The following is an 18,127-nucleotide window of genomic DNA, read 5'->3' on the forward strand; positions in this document are numbered from 1 at the left end:
GCGTCGTCGGTGGCGGCCACGCTGGTGGCGGGTGAGCGGGCGCTGAAGGTGGTGGCGCTGATCGCCCGGATCGAGGAGGAGGGCACGGCGCTCGCCTCGGTGGTCCGCGGGGTGATGGAGGTCATCCGGGGCGTCGAACGGGCGCTGAAGGCGCTGAAGGAGATCCGGGGCGTCGCGTCGGTGGCCAAGATGGCCAAGGAGGGCGCGAAGTTTTCGGCGTTCGCGACGCTCCTGGAGGACCCGGGCGCGTTCAAGGACCCGGAGAAACTCGCCGGCATCCTGGCCGAGGGCGCGGTCATGGGCGTCGGCCTCGGCATCCTCGGCAAGGCCCTCGGCAAGGGCCTCAAAGCCCTGAAGCCCAGCGAACTGTCCAAGCTCGCCAAGGCATTGAAGTTGGACGGCTCTGGCTTGTCCCGCCTTACGCTGCGTCCCTCAGAAGTGGATGAACTACCTGCCTCCATCCGGTCGATGCTCAAGAAGTGCGACCTCGACCCGATCGATGTCGCAACCGGCGACATGTTGCTGCCACAGGTCGACGCCCGACTACCCGGGGCACTCCCCTTGGTGCTGGGACGAACGCACCTGTCCTCATACCGCTGGGGCGGCTGGTTCGGCCCCACCTGGGCCTCCGTGCTCGACCAGCGTCTCCAGGCCGATGACGGCGGCGTCATCTACGCTGCGCCCGACGGCGCGCGTCTGATCTTCCCCCTCCCCGCAGCCGACACCACAGAGCCCGCATTTCCGAAAACCGGCACTCGGGTGACATTGGCCTGGGACGCCGAAGTCGACGGAGCACTGCGCCTGACAGATCCTGATACCGGACTCGCCCACGTCTTCCATTCACCGCAACCCGTCACCGAGGGGGACGCGGTCGACCTGCCGCTGCAGTTCATCGAAGACCGCAACGGGCAGCGGATCAGCATCACTTACTCAGTGGACGGCTCTCCGACCGAGATCGTTCACTCGGGTGGCTATCGCATAGCGATCGAGCACCACACTCGCCTGCCGCGGATCGCGGCGCTCCATCTCCTCGACCCCGAACACCCGCATGCAGCGGGCACGCGGCTCGTTTCCTTTGGCTACAACGCCGCGGGTCATCTCACCGAGGTCACCAACTCCTCGGACCAGCCCATGCGGTTCACCTACGACGAGGCAGGACGGATCACCTCCTGGACCGACCGCAACGAAACCGTTTACACGTACACGTACGACGAGTATGGCCGTGTGGTTCGTACCCGGGGCAGTGGAGGCTTCCTGTCAGGCGCTCTCGCCTACGATGAGGCGACCCGCACCACCACGGTCACCAACTCCCTGGGACACGCAACCCGGTACGAGCACAACGAGGCGCTGCGCCTCATCCGAGAAACAGACGCGCTCGGCCACACCACGCTCCGGGAATGGGACGCCAGCCACCGGCTGGCGGCAATCACCGACCCCCTTGGACACACCACCCGCTTCTCCTACGACGAGTACGACCGGGTGATCTCCATCGTGCGCGCCGACGGCCGCGAGGCCCGCGCCGAGTACAACCGGTTCGGTCTGCCCACCACGGTGACCGGTCCCGACGGTGCGACATGGCACCAGGAGTACGACGAGTGCGGTAACCGCACTACTGTGACCGACCCCATCGGCACGACCACCCGGTTCTCGTACGGGGCCACCGGTCACCTCGCTGAGCTGACCGATGCCCTGGGCAACACCACCCGCATACGGTGCAACCTCGCCGGGCTACCCATCGAGGTCACCGATCCTCTCGGCGGGGTGACGCGCTACGAGCGCGACATATTCGGCCGTCGTACCGCCATCACGGACGTCCTGGGCGCCACAACACGCCTGGCCTGGACGGTCGAAGGTCATCTGATCCGCCGGGTTGCCCCGGACGGCGCCACCGAGTCGTGGACCTACGACGGTGAAGGGAACCTCGCCTCCCAAGTCGATGCCATGGACGCTGTCTCCCGCATCGAGTACACGCACTTCGACCTGGCCACGGCTCGCACCGGCCCGGACGGAACCCGCTACGCATTCGCCTACGACACCGAGCGACGCCTGATATCGGTCACCAACCCACAGGGTCTGGCCTGGAACTACGACTACGACCCCGCAGGACGCCTCGTCTCTGAGACGGATTTCGACGGGCGAACCATCACCTACACATACGACCCGGCAGGCCGACTCACCTCCCACATCAACGCCTTGGGGCAGACCGTCAGCTACCAGCGCGACGCATTGGGCGACGTTGTACGCAAGGACGCCGCAGGAGCCGTCACGACCTACGCTTACGACCCCGCAGGACAGCTGATCCAGGCAAGCTGCCCGGATGTGGTTTTGGACCTCACGCGCGATCCGCTCGGACTCGTGGTGGCGGAGACCGTCAACGGCCACACGACTACCAACGCGTACGACGTTCTCGGACGCCGCACCCGGCGGATGACCCCCGGTGGCGCCATCAGCAGTTGGAGTTACGACGCGGCAGGTCGGTGCACGACGCTCACCGCCGGCCGACACACCATAGGCTTTGACCATGATGCCGCGGGCCGTGAATCGGCTCGCCATATCGGGGCAACCCTCACGCTGGCAAACTGCTTCGACCTCCGAGGCCGTCTGACGGCCCAGGCGCTCACTGACGCCGAGGGGCGCAGCGTTCAGCGGCGCGACTACGGGTACCGGCCCGACGGCAGCCTGGTGGGTCTCGACGACCAACTGAACGGCAGTCGCCGCTTCGACCTCGACCTCGCGGGCCGTGTAATTGCGGTTAACGCCGACAACTGGACCGAACGCTACGCCTACGACGAGGCGGGCAATCAGATCGAGGCTTCGTGGCCCGAAGGGCATCCAGGCCACGAAGCCGCCGGCACTCGCACCTACAACGGCACCCGCATCACGCGTGCCGGAAGTGTTCGCTACGAACACGACGTCCTTGGGCGTACCACTCTGCGCCAGAAGACCCGGCTATCCCGCAAGCCGGACATGTGGCGCTATGTCTGGGACGTCGAAGACCGCCTCACCTCCGTCATCACTCCGGATGGCACACGCTGGCGTTATGTCTACGACCCGCTCGGCCGTCGCATCGCGAAACAACGCCTGGAAGAGGCCGGTGAGTCCGTCGTCGAGGAGGTGCGCTTCACCTGGGACGGCAACACGCTCTGCGAACAAACCACTGCCGCTGGCGACTCGCCGAACACCGTCACGCTCACGTGGGACCACCGGGGGCTGCATCCCATTGCCCAGAGCGAGCGTATTACCGCCGACGAAACGTGCCAGAGCGAGATCGACTCGCGCTTTTTCGCGATCGTCACCGACCTCGTCGGCACGCCCACCGAACTCGTGGACGAGGTCGGCGACATCGTCTGGCGAACGCGCAGCACGCTCTGGGGCACTACCGCCTGGACCTCAGGCAGCAGCGCATACACACCCCTTAGATTTCCTGGGCAGTACTTCGACCCCGAGACGGGCCTGCACTACAACCACTTCCGCCATTACGACCCCGAGACCGCCCGCTATCTCACCCCTGACCCCCTCGGCCTCTCCCCAGCCCCGAACCCCGTTGCCTACGTCCACAATCCCCACACCTGGGCGGATCCCCTCGGGCTGAAGTGCACCAGCCTGCCGGAGGGGCACACCTCACAGCCGGCCTTCACCAACGACCCCTACAACCCGCGCGTCGTCGATCAGCGGATCCAGGACATGCGCAAGTTGTACGGGATCAAAGAGCCCCCTCCCGCGCCCTCCTCCGGAGGAATGATCGGCGTCAACGGTACGCAGGTGACGAGCAAGACAATGTGGAACCATGGGCCATACCGAATCGATGTGGAGAATCCCAATCCCGGCCAGCGAGCGGGACAGCTTCACTTCCAGGACCAGAGCAATCCCACCGCCAAGTATCAGTACGATTTCGGCACTGGAAAATTCGAGGGACTCCCGCGTTCGATCGAGAAGGAAGTCGGAAAGAACGCCGGGTTCCTGGCGGGGATAGACAAGGGGCTGCGCATGCTGGGGGAAGAGCGACCGTGAGGACCAACATCAGGATGTCCCAGTTCCTCGAAGCGGTGCAGCCGCGCGCCCGGGACGAGGACGTGCCCGACGCGTTCCGCTCCATCGTCCGTGCGGGCTGGACGACGGACGGCGACGCGCAACTCCTGGCAGCCCTGCGTTCCGGCTACTCCGGGGGTGGCCGCACGGAGTTCGACGACGCCATCCACTACGAGGCCACGGTGAACGGCCGGGGCATGATGGATTACGACCTCCCGACGTCGGGCCCGGAGCGGCTTGAAGAGCTGCTGCGTCGGTCCCTCGGCTACGTCTGCACGGGTCTGTTGGCTGTGCCCCCGACGCTGCCGTGGCCGATGCTCGGATACGTTTCCCTGGCAGCGGGAGGGCTGGAGGACGACGTACTCACCGCGCACGTCACTTTCTGCTCCCGACGTCCGGATCAACTTCCCTACGTCGGCGACGTGGATGCCTATACGCACGAGGCGTTGCTGGAGGTTTCCCAGGAAGAAGCAGTAACCCTCCTCGGGAATGGGAGATGACCCCTCGTCGCCGCCGCCCGGGAGCCTCGGCACCGGTCCCCGAGTGCACGAGACGGGGCAGCGAGCGCTACGCCGCCGCGATCGGTGGCGGACCCTGGGATCTGCAGGACTGGCTCTATCAGGCCGACCCCGAATCCGACTCCCGTGGCTGGGCCTGGTGGGACCTGACGCAGACAGGCGAAAGGGAGGCGCGTATCTGGGTGGACTCGTGGGGAGAGTCCTTCTTCGCCTGTGACGAACTTCGATGGCTTGCCTACGTGTCCGGCGGTGAAGACGTGAGTGGCCCCACCCTCGTGCGAGTCAGCGACTGGGTTGCTGGGACTGCGTCGTGACGTCTCGACGCCCCGTCCACGCACACTCAAACGTGCCGGGAAGTGTTGTGCTCAGCGTCCTGGAGGTCTTCCCGGTTCGGGACCCGCACACCCGCGTATGTGTGGTGCGGTGCATCGAGGGGACGGCTGCGCTGGGTATGGAATTCCTGGTCGTTTTTCCCGGGGAGGAAAGGGTGGAGGACCCGCCTCGGTCGAGGTTGGAGAAGATCGAGTGGTACGGCAAATCTGTGGAGCAGTTGGACACCGTGCACTCCGGGAAAGTCACCCTGCTCGGCTACTCGGCCGAACTGCTGGCCCCTGGAAGTATGCTGAACCATTTCCAGGTGGACGACCAGGTCGACGCTGGAGCGCTAACGGTATGACCGTTGAGGATCACCTTGTCAATCCCGAGGCGCTCCGTTCGCTCTACGAGCACCCCTTGGACTGGAGTCAGGTCAGAATCCGGTCGATCAATCTGAACTGGCGCGGACCGACGGTTGCCCTACGTGTCGACCTGCCCGCTTTTCCGGTTTCCCCGCCGGTCGAGTGGATCGAGGCGGGTGTGGACACCGTGCAGTGCCAGCTCCAGTTCCTGGCGGTGGAGGGCATCAGTCTGACCGAGTGGACGACGCCCGCTGTCGGCAGCCTGGACGTGGCGCCGTGGGGCACAGAGCGACGTATGCGGGTGACTTTCCGAGGCCGTGGGGCGGCGGTGCAATTCGACTGCAACGAATCGGTCCGCATCGGCCACGTGAGCGCCTTCGAGTCCCACCCGGACGGATCGGACGATGTTCCTCACCTCTTCGTGAGCAAGGTCGACGCCCGACGCTTCTCCGCCCTCCCCGCGACCCATGAGAAGACCTTCTATGCCCGCTGACTGGACACGACTCCTCGCATCACCGGAATTCCTCGGACCGCTGTACGACGGGAATCCACCGCCGCCGGAGGTCTGCGACCTCTTCTATGTGCACATCGATGAACGCGCGCATTCGGTGACGCTGGGTTTCGATACGCGGGTGTTTCCGTCGATTCCCGCTCCGGGGTGGGAGGAGCAGGGGCTCAATGCCTTCGAGTTCCACCTGGTCTTCACCGGAGTCGAGCGGCTTCGGGTCACAGGGTGGGGTGCCGGTGAAGCGCGATCGATCGACCTCTCAGTCACCGCAGACGGAGGTCTCCGGGTGCTTCTCGGGACGGAGAGCTCAGGCGTCACGTTCCGAGCCGAGACGCTGCGTATGGCGAAAACTCGCGCCTACCCGGCCTCGGACATTCCGTGAGGCGGACGATGGCGACGGGCCGAGGACATGAGCAAAGTCGAACCACAGGCGGGCTGACCATGACCTTCCGTAAATGGGAGACGCGCTACTTTCCCGCTGGGGAGCTCGTCAAGGCTGCCGAGCCGATCACCGGATTCGACGAGCCGGAGGACCGCCTGCTCGCTGACCACCCGCGAATGCGCCGCATCCTGGTGCGCGGACGCCCTGGTTGGCCGCCGCATGGCTATTACCTGCACTGGAGCGATGGATCCGACCTGGATGCCCTCGACAGACGCGTGGCTTCAGGTACGGCGACCGAAGCGGACTTCGCCGGCGCCGGCGGCGGGGAGCCTCTCGATGTCACGCATCCGGCCTGTGGCACTGACCTCCGCGTGGTCGCTCTCGATGTCGTTCTCCCCCTGTTCCCTGACGGCACAAAGCGCTCGCGCGCCCACTCGTATCGAACGGCGTGTCCGGTGTGCGGAAACCGCCTCACCGGCAACGTACTTGAGTTCATCGCGCCCACAACGCCGTGAGTCCAGGCGTCCGGTGCCAGGGCAGGGGGAGTCATGTACCGGTGAGGAGAGTTCCACGAACGCGTCGACCTTCAAGGCGGCCGTACGCGAGCAGCAAGGTCACGTCGACGACCTGACCGCCCCCACCCACACCGTGGGCGGAGGCGGTCGCCGGGCCGCCGTTACGGCAGTGCGTGCACGTGTGGGCCCACCGTGTTGGACCACGCACTGCCCGCCGTCGCGTCCCAGTTCGTGGACCAGGTCATCGCGCCCCGCAGGCCGGGGTACGTCTTGGACGGCTTGAACGAGCCGCAGCCCGTGCCCTTCGTCAGGCAGTCCAGGGCGTTGTTCACGACGGTCGGGGAGACGTAGCCGCTGCCCGCGCCGCTCGTGGAGGCCGGCAGGCCGAGGCCCACCTGGGACGGGGCGAGGCCGCCCTCCAGCTGGATGCAGGCCAGGGCGGTCAGGAAGTCCACCGAGCCCTGGCTGTACACCTTGCCGTCGCAGCCGAGCATCGAACCGCTGTTGTAGTACTGCATGTTGACGACCGTGAGGATGTCCTTCACGTTCAGCGCGGTCTGGAAGTACCCGTTGGACGTCGACTGCATGTCGATCGTCTGCGGAGCCATCGTGAGGACGAACGACGATCCGGCCTTCCCGGCGAGGGAGCGCAGCGCCTGCGTCATGTACGTCGGGTTGAGCCCGTTCTCCAGGTCGATGTCGACGCCGTCGAAGCCGTACGTCTGCATCAGGGAGTACACGGAGTTCGCGAAGTTCGTCGCCGACGTCGTGTCGTTGATGGACACCGTGCCGTTCTGGCCGCCGACCGACACGATGACCTTCTTGCCCGCCGCCTGCTTCGCCTTGATGTCCGCCTTGAACTGGTCGACGGTGTAGCCGCCCAGCCCGGCGGAGTCCAGGTTGAAGGTCACGGCCCCCGGCGTCGTCGTGGCGTCCGCGAAGGCCACCGCGATGATGTCGTACTGGGAGGACACGGCGGAGATCTTCTGGACCGTCGCCCCGTTGTTGAAGTTCTGCCAGTAGCCGGTGACCGCGTGCTTGGGAACCGTCCCGCCGCCGCCCGTGCCGGTCGCGGTCGTCGTCCCCGTCACCGCGGCCGACTTCGCCGACTCACCGGCCGAGTTGGTGGCGGTGACCTGGAAGGAGTACGACGTGGACGCGGCGAGTCCGGTCACCGTCGCCGAGGTGCCCGACACGGCCGTCACCTTCGTGCCGTTGCGGTACACGTTGTACCCGGTGGCGCCCGAGACCGTGTTCCAGGCCAGGGAGACGGAGGAGGAGCTGGTGCCCGACACGTTCAGGCCGCCCGGGACCGCGGGGACCGTCGGCGCGGGGTCGCCGCCACCGCCGCCGTCGGGGCCGTACACCGACAGGTCGTCGGCGTAGTAGGCGGCCTGCCCGTACCAGCCGTGCGTGTAGACCGTCACCGACGTCGTCGAGGCGCCCGTGCTGAAGGACGTCGTGAGCTGCTTCCAGGAGGAGGAGTCCGGGGTCCACGTCGACACGTCGGTCGTACCGGTGCCGGTCGCGCCCAGGTAGGCGTACCCGCCCTGCACCCACGCGCTCAGCGTGTACGTCGAGTTGGGCTTGACGGCCACCGTCTGGGTGCACTGGGCGTTGTCCTGCCCGGCCGGAGTCGCCTTCAGCGCGGCCGAGCCGCCGTGCACGGGCGAGGACACCGTCGCGCCGCTGCCCGCGGTGCAGGTCCAGTTGCTCAGGCCGGACTCGAAGCCGGCGTTCTTCGCGTTGTTGACGTCCGCGGCGGACGCCTGGCCCGTGCCGGCCATGGAGAGGGCGAGGGCGGCGGTGACCGCCCCCGCCCACAAACGGGCGCGTCTGGGTATGCCTGGTGCGCGGTCCACAAGGGCCTCCGGAGGTGGGGGAGGGAACGAGGACGGTGGCCACCGCTGGCGCCATAGTTGGTCCAGACCAATTCCCTTGTCAAGGGGTGCAGTTCACCTCACTTGTCACCCCATCTGGGGTGGAATCCGCCTCTTTCGAATTTCCAAGAGGGGCAGGAAGTCAAACAAACGCTGTTCTCCGGTCACAGGGGCGTGGTTACAGTGCTGAGGTAGTCACGCAGTGAAGTCATCGGTGCGTGCCGGAGGAAAACCGGCGCGGACCGTCGGGCATGGAACGGGGAGCTGCGCGTGCCAACTGCCATTGCCGTGACCAGTGCCGACATGGCGCTGCCACCGCAGGACGAGCGAACGCTGCCCGCCGCCGTCCTGCGGGACCTCGACACGCAGCCGCTCGAACAGTCGCTGACGGCCGTCCAGTCGCTGATCGACCAGTACGGGTACGTGATCGTCGTGTGCTCCCGCGCCGTCCCCGAGGCGGTGGGGCGACGGCTGCACACCGTCCGCTCCCTCCTGGAGAGCGACCGGATCGCCCTGTTCCGACCCGATCTGCCACCGCTCGGACTCGCCGTCCTGGCACGCCAGTTGAGGCAGCTCGCCTCCTGCGACCTGAGCCCGGGCGTCCTCGCCTCGGCCGGGCGGCTGCTGACCCACTACCTCCACGCCGGCGCGCTGCTGGGCTCCGTCGCCCGGCTCGACCGGGTCGCCGTCAACCTCACGTCACACGCGAGGTCGTGGGTGCCCGGCAGCCAGTTCGGCGTGATCGCCCACCCCGAGCCGCAGTTGACGAGGATCGGCCCCGAAGCCGCCCTCGCGGGACCTGAGTTCGGCACGTCGATGCTGGTCGCGAAGGGGCAGTTGCAGTCCGACTGGATCACCGCGACCCTGGCCAGGACCTGGAACGTCCAGGGTCTGCGCGAGGTCCCGCTGCCGGCCGAGTCGGCGCTGTGGTGGGGGACCGGCAGGCTGATCGAGTTCTGCGCGTTCCTGCCCGATCTGCCCGTCCTCTACCAACTCGTCACGTCCGTACGGCAGTCCGTGTGCCACTGGTGCGGCCTCGACGTCATCGGTGACCGCTGCGTCTTCTGCTCCGCGACGGCCCCCGAACCCCCGGCACTGCCCCCGTCCTCCGCGTCCTCCGCGTCCTCCGCCTCAGGATCCTCCACGCCTTCCGTGTCGTCCCGGACCACCGCGTCCACCGAGTCCACCGCGTCCACCGCGTCCACCGCGTATTCCGTGCACGAGAACCAGCTGCCCGCCGGCTGAGCCGGACCCCCGGCCCGTCCCGCACCCCCGACTCCGCTCGACCGAAACCCCCAATGAGGTTGTACGGTTCATGAACTCCCGTCAGCGCCGCGGCGTGATACTCCTGCTCCTGTCGGTCCTGTGCGCGCTGGGCGCGTTCGCCGGCGTGCTGTCCGTCATCGACGACGTGAAGTCCAAGGTCGGCCCCGAGGTCACGGCGTACCGGCTGAAGTCCGACGTGAAGCCGTACACCGGACTGACCGCGGCGCAGTTCGAGAAGACGAGCATGCCGAAACGGTGGCTGCCGAAGACCGCCGTCACCGACCTCGCCGCGATCCGGGGCAAGATCGCCGTGACCACGCTGCGCGAGGGCTCCCTGCTGCAGAGCGACATGATCGTCGACCAGCCCGCCCTCCAGCCCGGGCAGCAGGAGGTCGCCATCATGATCGACGCGGCGACCGGCGTCGCCGGCAAGATCACACCGGGCTCCACGGTCAACGTGTACGCCACCTTCGAGGGCGCGCGGGAGGGCGACCCCGCCCAGTCGAAGATCATCGTCACCAACGCCAGGGTCATCGACGTCGGTGAACTGACCGCGCTCCAGCCCGACGCCGACAACCGCGCCCAGCAGGCCACCGAGGCCGTACCGATCACCTTCGCGCTCGCCACCATCGACGCCCAGCGCATCACGTACGCCGAGTCCTTCGCCAAGCGGGTCCGCCTCGCGCTGGTGGCCCCCGGCGGCAACACCACGGTGCCGGACAAGGACCGCACCTACGAACTCGTGACGGACAAGTGAGAGGCCGCCATGCCCACGAGGATCCTCCCGGCAGTCGGCGACGCGGACGCGGTCCGCTCCCTCACGACTCTGCTCAGCCAGCTCCCGGACGCCGAACCGGTGTCCGCGGTGACCGACTCCACCCAGCTCATCGACACCCTCGGCCGGCTCGCCGCCGAGTCCATCGACGAACTGCCCGAGGTCGTGATCGTCCACGAGCGCATCGGCCCGGTCCCGGCCCTGGAGCTCATCCGCGAAGTCGCCCTGCGCTTCCCTGCGGTGGGCGTCATCCTCGTCACCTCCGACGTCAGCGCCGGCCTCTTCCAGGCCGCCATGGACTACGGCGCCCGCGGCCTGATCGCCCTCCCGATCGGCTACGAGGAACTGGCCAGCCGCGTCCAGGCGGTCTCCCAGTGGTCGGCGGGCGTACGCCGCCATCTGGGCCACGGCGGGGACGTGTTCACCGGCGTCGGCGGCACCGTCGTCACGGTCAGCGGCGCCAAGGGCGGTGTCGGTGCCACCCTGACGGCCATCCAACTCGCCCTCGCCGCACAGGCGTCGGGCCGCCCCACCGCGCTGGTCGACATGGACCTCCAGACCGGGGACATCGCCTCCTACCTCGACGTGCAGTTCCGCCGCTCCGTCGTGGACCTGGCCGCGATCACCGACATCTCCCCGCGCGTCCTGGCCGACGCCGTCTTCCGCCACGACACCGGGCTCGCCCTGCTGCTGGCCCCCGGTGAGGGCGAGCGCGGCGAGGAGGTCACCGACCGGGCCGCCCGCCAGATCATCAGCGCCCTGCGCTCCCGCTACGAGGTCGTCGTCGTCGACTGCGGCGCCCAGCTCGGCGGCGCCGGCGCGGCCGCCGTGGAGATGGCCGACACGGCCCTGCTGCTCACCACCCCCGACGTCCTCGCCGTCCGGGGAGCCAAACGCACGGTCCGGATGTGGGACCGGCTCCAGATCCGCAAGGCCGAGGAGACGACCGTCGTCGTCAACCGCCACACACGCGGCACGGAGATCCAGCCCGCGCTGATCCGGAAGATCACCGGCACGGCCGTCGCCGGCGTCGCGATCCCGGCCAACTTCAAGGAACTCCAGAGCACCGTCGACGCCGGCCGCATCCACGAACTGGACGGCAGGAGCACGGTGCGCCAGGCGCTGTGGGGCCTCGCGGCCGAACTGGGCCTGGTCAAGGCCCCCGAGGGCGACCGCAAAGGCGGCCGGTTCCGGGGCGAACGCGGCGCGGGGAGCGGGCGGCGCCGCCGGGACGGAGGAGGGTAGCGATGACAGCGACGCGTACGGCCCCCCACGGGCGGGACCGGGGCCAGGTCACCGTCGAGTTCCTCGGCATGACCCCGCTCATCCTGCTGACCCTGGTGCTGATGTGGCAGTTCGTCCTGCTGGGGTACACCTTCACGCTCGCGGGGAATGCTGCGGACGAGGCGGTGCGGGCGGGGACGGCCGCGAAGCCGGGAGCGCGACAGGCCGCGTGCGTCCAGGCGGGCACGGACAAACTGCCGGGCGCCTGGAGCGGCACGGTGACGTGCGGGGGCGGCGGCGGCTACGTCACGGCCGACGTCACGCTGAAGGTCCCCGTCCTCTTCCCCGGCTCGATCGGCTTCCCCTTCGAGGTCAAGGGCCACGCGGGCGCCGTAGAGGAGGCGAAGGACTGAGATGCCGTACGACGGGAGAAGGCGCGTCCGGGACAGCGGCGGTGCCGGTGCCGGTGCCGATGTCGACGTAGGCGGCGGGCGCCGGGACGACCGCCGGGGCCGAGTCCGCCGCGCGGCCCGCGACCGGGGTCAGGTCGCCCTCGAATACCTCGGGTTCATCCCGATCCTGGTCCTCGTCGCCATGGCGGGCGTGCAGATCGGCCTGATCGCCTACACCGCGCAGCAGGCCGGCACCGCCGCCCGGGCCGGCGCGCGCAGCGCCTCGCTCCAACTCAGCGCCGAGCAGGGCTGCCAGGAGGCCGTCAGCAGCTGGCTGACCACCAGTTGCAGCCCGTCGTACGGCGGTGACGAGGTGACGGTCACCGCGACGCTGTCCATCCCGTCCATCGTGCCCGGCTGGGACTTCGGTGACGCCCACAAGACCGCCACCATGCCGCTCGACCACTGAGGAACGCACCATGAGCCTGCGCGCACGCATCAACTCCCCGGAGGAGAACGGCAGCCGGGGCGAGGACGGCCACCTGGTCGCCTCCTACCGGGCCAAACTCCTGGAGGAGATCGACCTCGCGGAGATGAGCGCGCTGGCGGCGGCCGAACGCAGGGCCCGCCTGGAGCGGGTGCTCGGCCACATCATCAGCCGCGAGGGCCCGGTCCTGTCCACCGTCGAACGCTCGCAGCTGATCCGCAGGGTCGTCGACGAGGCCCTCGGCCTCGGCATCCTGGAGCCGCTGCTCGAAGACGCGTCGATCACCGAGATCATGGTGAACGGCCCCGACGCGATCTTCGTCGAACGCGGCGGCCGGGTCGAGCAGTTGCCGCTCCGCTTCCCCTCGCACGACCAGCTGATGCAGACGATCGAGCGGATCGTCTCCACCGTCAACCGCCGGGTCGACGAGTCGAACCCGATGGTCGACGCACGGCTGCCGTCCGGCGAACGCGTCAACGTGATCGTCCCGCCGCTGTCGCTCACCGGCGCCACGCTCACCATCCGCCGCTTCCCGCGCTCCTTCACGCTCAGCGAACTCGTCGGCTTCGGCTCGCTCGACGAGCAGATGCTGTACCTGCTGGCGGGCCTGGTGCAGGCCAAGTTCAACATCATCGTCTCCGGCGCCACCGGCACCGGGAAGACGACCCTGCTCAACGCCCTCTCCGGCCTGATCCCCGAACACGAGCGCATCATCACCATCGAGGACTCCGCCGAACTCCAGCTCCAGCAGGGGCACGTGATCCGCCTGGAGTCGCGGCCGCCGAACGTCGAGGGCAAGGGCCGGGTCACCATCCGCGACCTGGTCCGCAACTCGCTGCGGATGCGCCCCGACCGCATCGTGGTCGGCGAGGTCCGCGGCGGCGAGTCGCTGGACATGCTCCAGGCGATGTCCACCGGCCACGACGGCTCGCTCGCCACCGTCCACGCCAACAGCGCCGAGGACGCCCTCATGCGCCTCAAGACCCTCGCCTCCATGTCCGAGGTCGGGATTCCCTTCGAGGCGCTGCACGACCAGATCAACAGCGCGGTCGACGTCATCATCCAGCTCACCCGCTTCCCCGACGGCGCCCGCCGCGTCACCGAGGTCGCGGTGCTCGACAGCCACGGCGGCGAGCCGTACCGCCTCGTCACCGTCGCCCGCTTCGAAGCCCAGCCGATGGCCGCGGACGGCCTGATCCACGGCACCTTCCGGTACCACCCGCTCCCGCGCCGCAGCGCCGACCGCCTCTACATGGCGAGCCAGCCCATACCCCAGGCGTTCGGCGTGGCCCACTCCGCGGACCAGCTCGCCATCCGAGAAGCCAGGTAGGACCGCCCTCATGGAACTCGACAACCTCGTCACGCTCACCACCGGCGTCACCCTGCTGACCTGCGTCCTGGCCGTCGTGGGCGTCCACGTCTACGCCAGGGGCAGGGCACAGCGGGCGGCCCTGGTCGACCGGCTCACGGCCGCCGGCCAGCTCCCGGCCGGCAGCGGCCGCCGCCGCCGCTTCCGCAACCTGGACCGCCGGCTGCGCCGTACGGACCTCGGCCGCAAACTCGAACTGCGGCTCGCCGCCACCGGACTGGACGTGACACCGGGGGAGTTCTTCGCCGCGATGCTCGCCGTCGTCGCCGGACTGTGGCTGGTCGGCCAGGCGACCCTCGCGCCCTTCTTCGGCCCGATCGCCGGACTGCTCGGCATCTGGGCGGCGCTTCAGTTCCTCGCCTGGCAGCGCCAGAAACGTATCGAACGCTTCATCAACCAACTCCCCGAGCTGGCCCGCATCCTGGCCAACGCCACCCACGCGGGACTGGCGCTGCGCACCGCGATCGGCATGGCGGCGGAGGAACTCGAAGCCCCGGCCGGCGAGGAACTGGGCAAGGTCGCGAACCAGTTGGCGATCGGCGCCTCCATGGACGACGCCCTCGGCGAGCTCGCGGAACGCCTGCCGTCGCGCGAGCTGGTGGTCCTCGTGACGACGCTCGTGCTGTCGGCCCGGGCGGGCGGCCAGGTGGTGAGCGCGCTGCGGAACCTGACCGAGACCCTGGAGGAACGCAAGGAGACGCGACGGGAGGTGCGCACCCAGCTGTCGCAGGTGAACATGACGTCGTACGCCGTACCCGCCCTCGGCATCGGCTCGTTGTTCCTGATGAACGGCGTGAAGGACGGCGCCCTGGACCGTATGACGGGCTCCCCGGTCGGACAGGGCGCGGTGATCGTCGCGTTCTCCCTGTACGCGGTCGGCTTCCTCCTCATCCGCCGCCTGTCCCGCATCGACGTCTGACACCGAGGAGGATCGAGACGATGGCACTCCTGCTGGCAGCCGCGATGGGCCTCAGCGTGTGGGGCATCTTCGCCGGCATCCGCATGTACCGGGCCGACGCCAAACTCCCCGGAGACCTGGTACTGGCCCTCGAGGTCGGCGCGACCCGCACCGGCGCGGTCGACTCCCTGATCGACCGCCTCGGTATGCGGTACGCGCCCGCGGTGCTGCGCCTCATGGGCCCCCGGCGGGTGGCGCGCTACCGCCGCAGGATCGACCTGGCGGGCAACCCGGGCGGCCTCACGATCGACCGCTACGCGGCCCGCCGGGCGGTCTACGGCTTCCTCGGCGGCGTCGGCGGCCTGGTGTTCCTCTTCAAGGGCAACCTCCTGCTCGCGCTGGTGCTGTTCGCGTTCGGCGCGTTCTGGACGGAGGTCGGGATCTGGTCGGCGATCCGCATCCGCAAGGACGTCATCGAGCGGACCCTGCCGGACTTCCTGGACGTCCTCGCGGTGGTGGTGAGCGCGGGCCTCGGCTTCCGGCAGGCCCTGGACCGGGTCGCCCTCAAGTACGAGGGGCCGTGGGCGGACGAACTGCGCATCACCCTGCGCCAGATGGACCTCGGCATGAGCCGCCGCCAGGCGTTCGCGGAACTGCGCCGCCGCAACGACTCCGAACAGGTCGCGATGTTCGTGACGGCGTTGCAGCAGGGGGAGGAACTGGGCGCGCCGATCGTGGACACGCTGGTCGCCCTGGCCAAGGACATGCGCCGTACCGACGCGCAGAACGCCCGCCGCAAGGCGGCCCGCGCGGTGCCCAAGGCCACCCTGATGATCACCACGTTCATGGTCCCGGCCACGATGCTCCTGCTCGGCGCGGGACTCCTCCTCGGCTCCGGAACCGACTTCGGCTCCATCACGGGCAAGTAGGGGGCGGGGGAGGACTCATGCCGACAAAGATCCCGCAGCCACCCTTACACCCCGATCCCGCCGCCGCCACCGTCCCCGTCCCCGTCCCCGTCCAGATCAACGCCGTGCAGGCGATGTGCCGCCAGGTCTTCGGCTTCCGCCTGGCGATGATCGCCGTGGCCGCCCCCGCCGCCCTCCTCAACGCCGCCCCCGGCCTCGGCACGCGGCTGGTCAGCGCGGCGGTGATCGTCACCTTCATGGCGTCCTACGCCCTCTTCCGGGACTGGGAACGCTTCGGCCCGCTCCTCCTGCGCCACCCCACCCTCCTGGCCGCGGACACCCTCTTCGGCTCACTGCTCCTCGTCTCGGCGGGCCCCGACACCACCCTCGCCTACGTCAGCGTCTGCACCCCGCTGCTCGCCGGCATCGTCTACGGCTGGCGAGGCGCCGCCGTCTTCGCCTCCCTCCAGTCGCTGATCCTCCTGCTCGTCCGGGCGACCCTCCGGGACCCGCACACCGGCCTCGCCGAGCTGCTGTTGCTGCCGGGCATCTGTGTCATCACGGGCGCGATCGGCTCGACGTCGCGCAACCTGGTGCTCCGCTTCGGCGCGGCGACGCAGGCGCTGACGGCCGTACAGGCGCGGCTGGCGGTCACCGAGGCCGTCGCCGCCGAACGAGCCCGTCTGGCCCGCGAGATGCACGACTCGGTCGCGAAGACCCTCTACGGCGTGGCCATGGCGGCGGACGGCCTGGCGGCCTCCACGGGCGCGGCCGACCTCGACCCGGCGGTGGTGAGACAGCAGGCCGAACTGGTGGCCCGGGCGGCCCGCCGAGCCGCCGCGGAGTCCCGCGAACTCCTGACCGACTTGCGCCGCGCGCCGGACAGCGCCCAGGCCACGGACGTACTGGGCGAACTGGCGTGCCGTACGGCCGACTTCGCCACCCGGACCGGACTGCCGACCACCTACACCCCCACCGGTGAGGGCGAGGCGCCCCCGGTGACTCCCGCGGTCGCCCGCCAGCTCCTCACGATCACGACCGAGGCCCTGGAGAATGCCCACCGCCACGCGCACGCCAGCCACGTCGACGTCAGCGCCGGCGTCCACGGCGGCCTCCTCAGCATCAGCGTCTACGACGACGGCTGCGGGCTGCCCGCCGACACCACCCTCGAACAGCTGTGCAGGACGGGCCACTTCGGACTGGTCGGCATAGTCGAGCGGGCCGCGTCGGTCGGCGCCCGCATCCGCATCGGCCGGGGCGCCCATCCCCAGGGGACGGAAATTCGCGTGGACGTACCTCTGAAGTCCCTGACGACGACGGCGTCGTACCCATGAACCCGCGAACGTGACGAGGGATTCGTCGCACGAACCGAGAGGAGGCCGCGCCATGCAGCACCATCCCCCACACCCACACCCACACCAGCCCCGGCCCTCGTCCGAGCCCTTCCCCGCGGCGGCTCCCGCCGGCCCCGTACAAGTCCTGGTCGCCGACGACAACCCGGTGGTCCGCGCGGGCCTCACGGCGCTGCTGTCCGGCCGGCCGGACATGACGGTCGTGGCGGAGGCCGCCGACGGCCGCGCGGCCTGTCTGGCGGCCCGGCGGCACCGCCCCGACGTGATCCTCCTGGACGTCCGCATGCCCGGCGTGGACGGCCTCGCGGCCCTCCCGCACCTCGCAGGGATCGCCCCCGTCCTGATGCTGACGTACAGCGGCGATCCGGAGATCGTCGAGGAGGCCCTCCGCGGAGGGGCGGGCGGATACCTGGTGCACGGAGAGTTCACGACCGAGCAGCTGGTGACGGCCGTGAAGGACGTCCGGCAGGGCCGAGCCCACTTCACCCCCACGGCGGCGGACGTCCTGCTGGCCCAACTCCGGCGATCCAACCCTTCGCATGTGCAACCAGCGGGGTATGACGCGCTGGCGCGTACTACGCTGTCACGGATACCGAGTCCGCCGACTTCGCCGGAAGCCCTTTCGCGACTGCAACCAGATATGGGACAGTCTTCTCCTGAGTGGACGAGTGGCCGTCCGGCCGCTCCGGACAGGTCGCTGTTCCAACTGAGCACGAGGGAGGCGGAGATCATGGACCACATCGCGTCGGGGATGACGAACCAGCAGATCGCCGCCGTCTGTTTCATCAGCGAGAAGACGGTCAAGAACCACATCAACCGAATTTTCGCGAAGCTGGGGAGCACGAGCCGCACCGAGTCGGTCGCCAAGTGGCTGGGCACGGCCTCCAACGCGCCACGGGGTGTGCTGTGAACCGTGACCTGGCCCGGAATTGGGCCCTGAGGCCCTC

At 69.0% G+C, this 18,127-nt stretch carries 17 protein-coding genes; 16 read left to right on the top strand and 1 reads right to left on the bottom strand.

What is annotated here, in order from left to right; genetic code table 11:
• The first annotated feature begins 114 nt into the window (after positions 1-114).
• The 6 genes from ABZT03_RS22915 to ABZT03_RS22940 all read left to right on the top strand — a co-directional run bounded on the left by ABZT03_RS22915 (position 115) and on the right by ABZT03_RS22940 (position 6,629).
• On the top strand, positions 115-4,011 hold the full coding sequence (locus ABZT03_RS22915) for an RHS repeat-associated core domain-containing protein (protein ID WP_356042204.1): 3,897 nt from the start codon (positions 115-117) through the stop codon (positions 4,009-4,011).
• Complete coding sequence (locus ABZT03_RS22920; protein WP_356042071.1) at positions 4,008-4,529, top strand: hypothetical protein; 522 nt, start codon at positions 4,008-4,010, stop codon at positions 4,527-4,529. The genes ABZT03_RS22915 and ABZT03_RS22920 overlap by 4 nt, the downstream gene beginning before the upstream one ends.
• A gap of 379 nt (positions 4,530-4,908) precedes the next feature.
• Positions 4,909-5,223, top strand: a complete 315-nt coding sequence (locus ABZT03_RS22925; RefSeq protein ID WP_356042073.1) for a hypothetical protein — start codon at positions 4,909-4,911, stop codon at positions 5,221-5,223.
• A complete protein-coding gene (locus ABZT03_RS22930; protein ID WP_356042075.1) occupies positions 5,220-5,717 on the top strand; it encodes an Imm50 family immunity protein in 498 nt (165 codons plus the stop codon). The genes ABZT03_RS22925 and ABZT03_RS22930 overlap by 4 nt, the downstream gene beginning before the upstream one ends.
• On the top strand, positions 5,707-6,114 hold the full coding sequence (locus tag ABZT03_RS22935; protein WP_356042077.1) for an Imm50 family immunity protein: 408 nt from the start codon (positions 5,707-5,709) through the stop codon (positions 6,112-6,114). Before ABZT03_RS22930 ends, ABZT03_RS22935 begins: the two co-directional genes overlap by 11 nt.
• Before the next feature lie 59 nt (positions 6,115-6,173).
• On the top strand, positions 6,174-6,629 hold the full coding sequence (locus ABZT03_RS22940; RefSeq protein WP_356042079.1) for a hypothetical protein: 456 nt from the start codon (positions 6,174-6,176) through the stop codon (positions 6,627-6,629).
• Between the two features lie 161 nt (positions 6,630-6,790).
• Here the strand turns inward: ABZT03_RS22940 and ABZT03_RS22945 are convergent, their stop codons facing one another.
• Positions 6,791-8,491, bottom strand: coding sequence for a glycoside hydrolase family 18 protein (locus ABZT03_RS22945; protein WP_356042081.1), 1,701 nt, complete (start codon positions 8,489-8,491; stop codon positions 6,791-6,793).
• Positions 8,492-8,812: 321 nt separating this feature from the next.
• Here ABZT03_RS22945 and ABZT03_RS22950 point away from each other — a divergent pair, with 321 nt between their 5' ends.
• From ABZT03_RS22950 to ABZT03_RS22995, 10 genes are all read left to right on the top strand, one after another.
• On the top strand, positions 8,813-9,754 hold the full coding sequence (locus ABZT03_RS22950; RefSeq protein WP_356042206.1) for a hypothetical protein: 942 nt from the start codon (positions 8,813-8,815) through the stop codon (positions 9,752-9,754).
• A 70-nt stretch (positions 9,755-9,824) separates the two neighbouring features.
• Positions 9,825-10,532, top strand: coding sequence for a Flp pilus assembly protein CpaB (cpaB, locus tag ABZT03_RS22955; protein ID WP_356042083.1), 708 nt, complete (start codon positions 9,825-9,827; stop codon positions 10,530-10,532).
• Positions 10,533-10,541: 9 nt separating this feature from the next.
• On the top strand, positions 10,542-11,795 hold the full coding sequence (locus ABZT03_RS22960; RefSeq protein WP_356042085.1) for an AAA family ATPase: 1,254 nt from the start codon (positions 10,542-10,544) through the stop codon (positions 11,793-11,795).
• A gap of 2 nt (positions 11,796-11,797) precedes the next feature.
• On the top strand, positions 11,798-12,187 hold the full coding sequence (locus tag ABZT03_RS22965; protein ID WP_356042087.1) for a TadE family protein: 390 nt from the start codon (positions 11,798-11,800) through the stop codon (positions 12,185-12,187).
• 1 nt (position 12,188) lies between these two features.
• Positions 12,189-12,635, top strand: a complete 447-nt coding sequence (locus tag ABZT03_RS22970) for a TadE/TadG family type IV pilus assembly protein (RefSeq protein WP_356042089.1) — start codon at positions 12,189-12,191, stop codon at positions 12,633-12,635.
• Between the two features lie 10 nt (positions 12,636-12,645).
• Positions 12,646-13,983 carry a CpaF family protein gene (locus ABZT03_RS22975; RefSeq protein ID WP_356042090.1) on the top strand — a complete coding sequence of 446 codons (1,338 nt, stop codon included), beginning with the start codon at positions 12,646-12,648 and terminating at the stop codon, positions 13,981-13,983.
• A gap of 10 nt (positions 13,984-13,993) precedes the next feature.
• Positions 13,994-14,941 carry a type II secretion system F family protein gene (locus tag ABZT03_RS22980; RefSeq protein WP_356042091.1) on the top strand — a complete coding sequence of 316 codons (948 nt, stop codon included), beginning with the start codon at positions 13,994-13,996 and terminating at the stop codon, positions 14,939-14,941.
• A gap of 20 nt (positions 14,942-14,961) precedes the next feature.
• Positions 14,962-15,849 (top strand): DUF5936 domain-containing protein, encoded by an 888-nt coding sequence (locus tag ABZT03_RS22985; protein WP_356042092.1) that lies wholly within the window; start codon positions 14,962-14,964, stop codon positions 15,847-15,849.
• A 17-nt stretch (positions 15,850-15,866) separates the two neighbouring features.
• Complete coding sequence (locus tag ABZT03_RS22990; RefSeq protein WP_356042093.1) at positions 15,867-17,162, top strand: histidine kinase; 1,296 nt, start codon at positions 15,867-15,869, stop codon at positions 17,160-17,162.
• A gap of 52 nt (positions 17,163-17,214) precedes the next feature.
• Positions 17,215-18,090, top strand: coding sequence for a response regulator transcription factor (locus tag ABZT03_RS22995; protein WP_356042094.1), 876 nt, complete (start codon positions 17,215-17,217; stop codon positions 18,088-18,090).
• The last annotated feature ends 37 nt before the right edge of the window (positions 18,091-18,127 follow it).

It is taken from the genome of Streptomyces sp. NPDC005574 (assembly GCF_040605435.1).
In the GTDB taxonomy this organism is placed as follows: domain Bacteria; phylum Actinomycetota; class Actinomycetes; order Streptomycetales; family Streptomycetaceae; genus Streptomyces.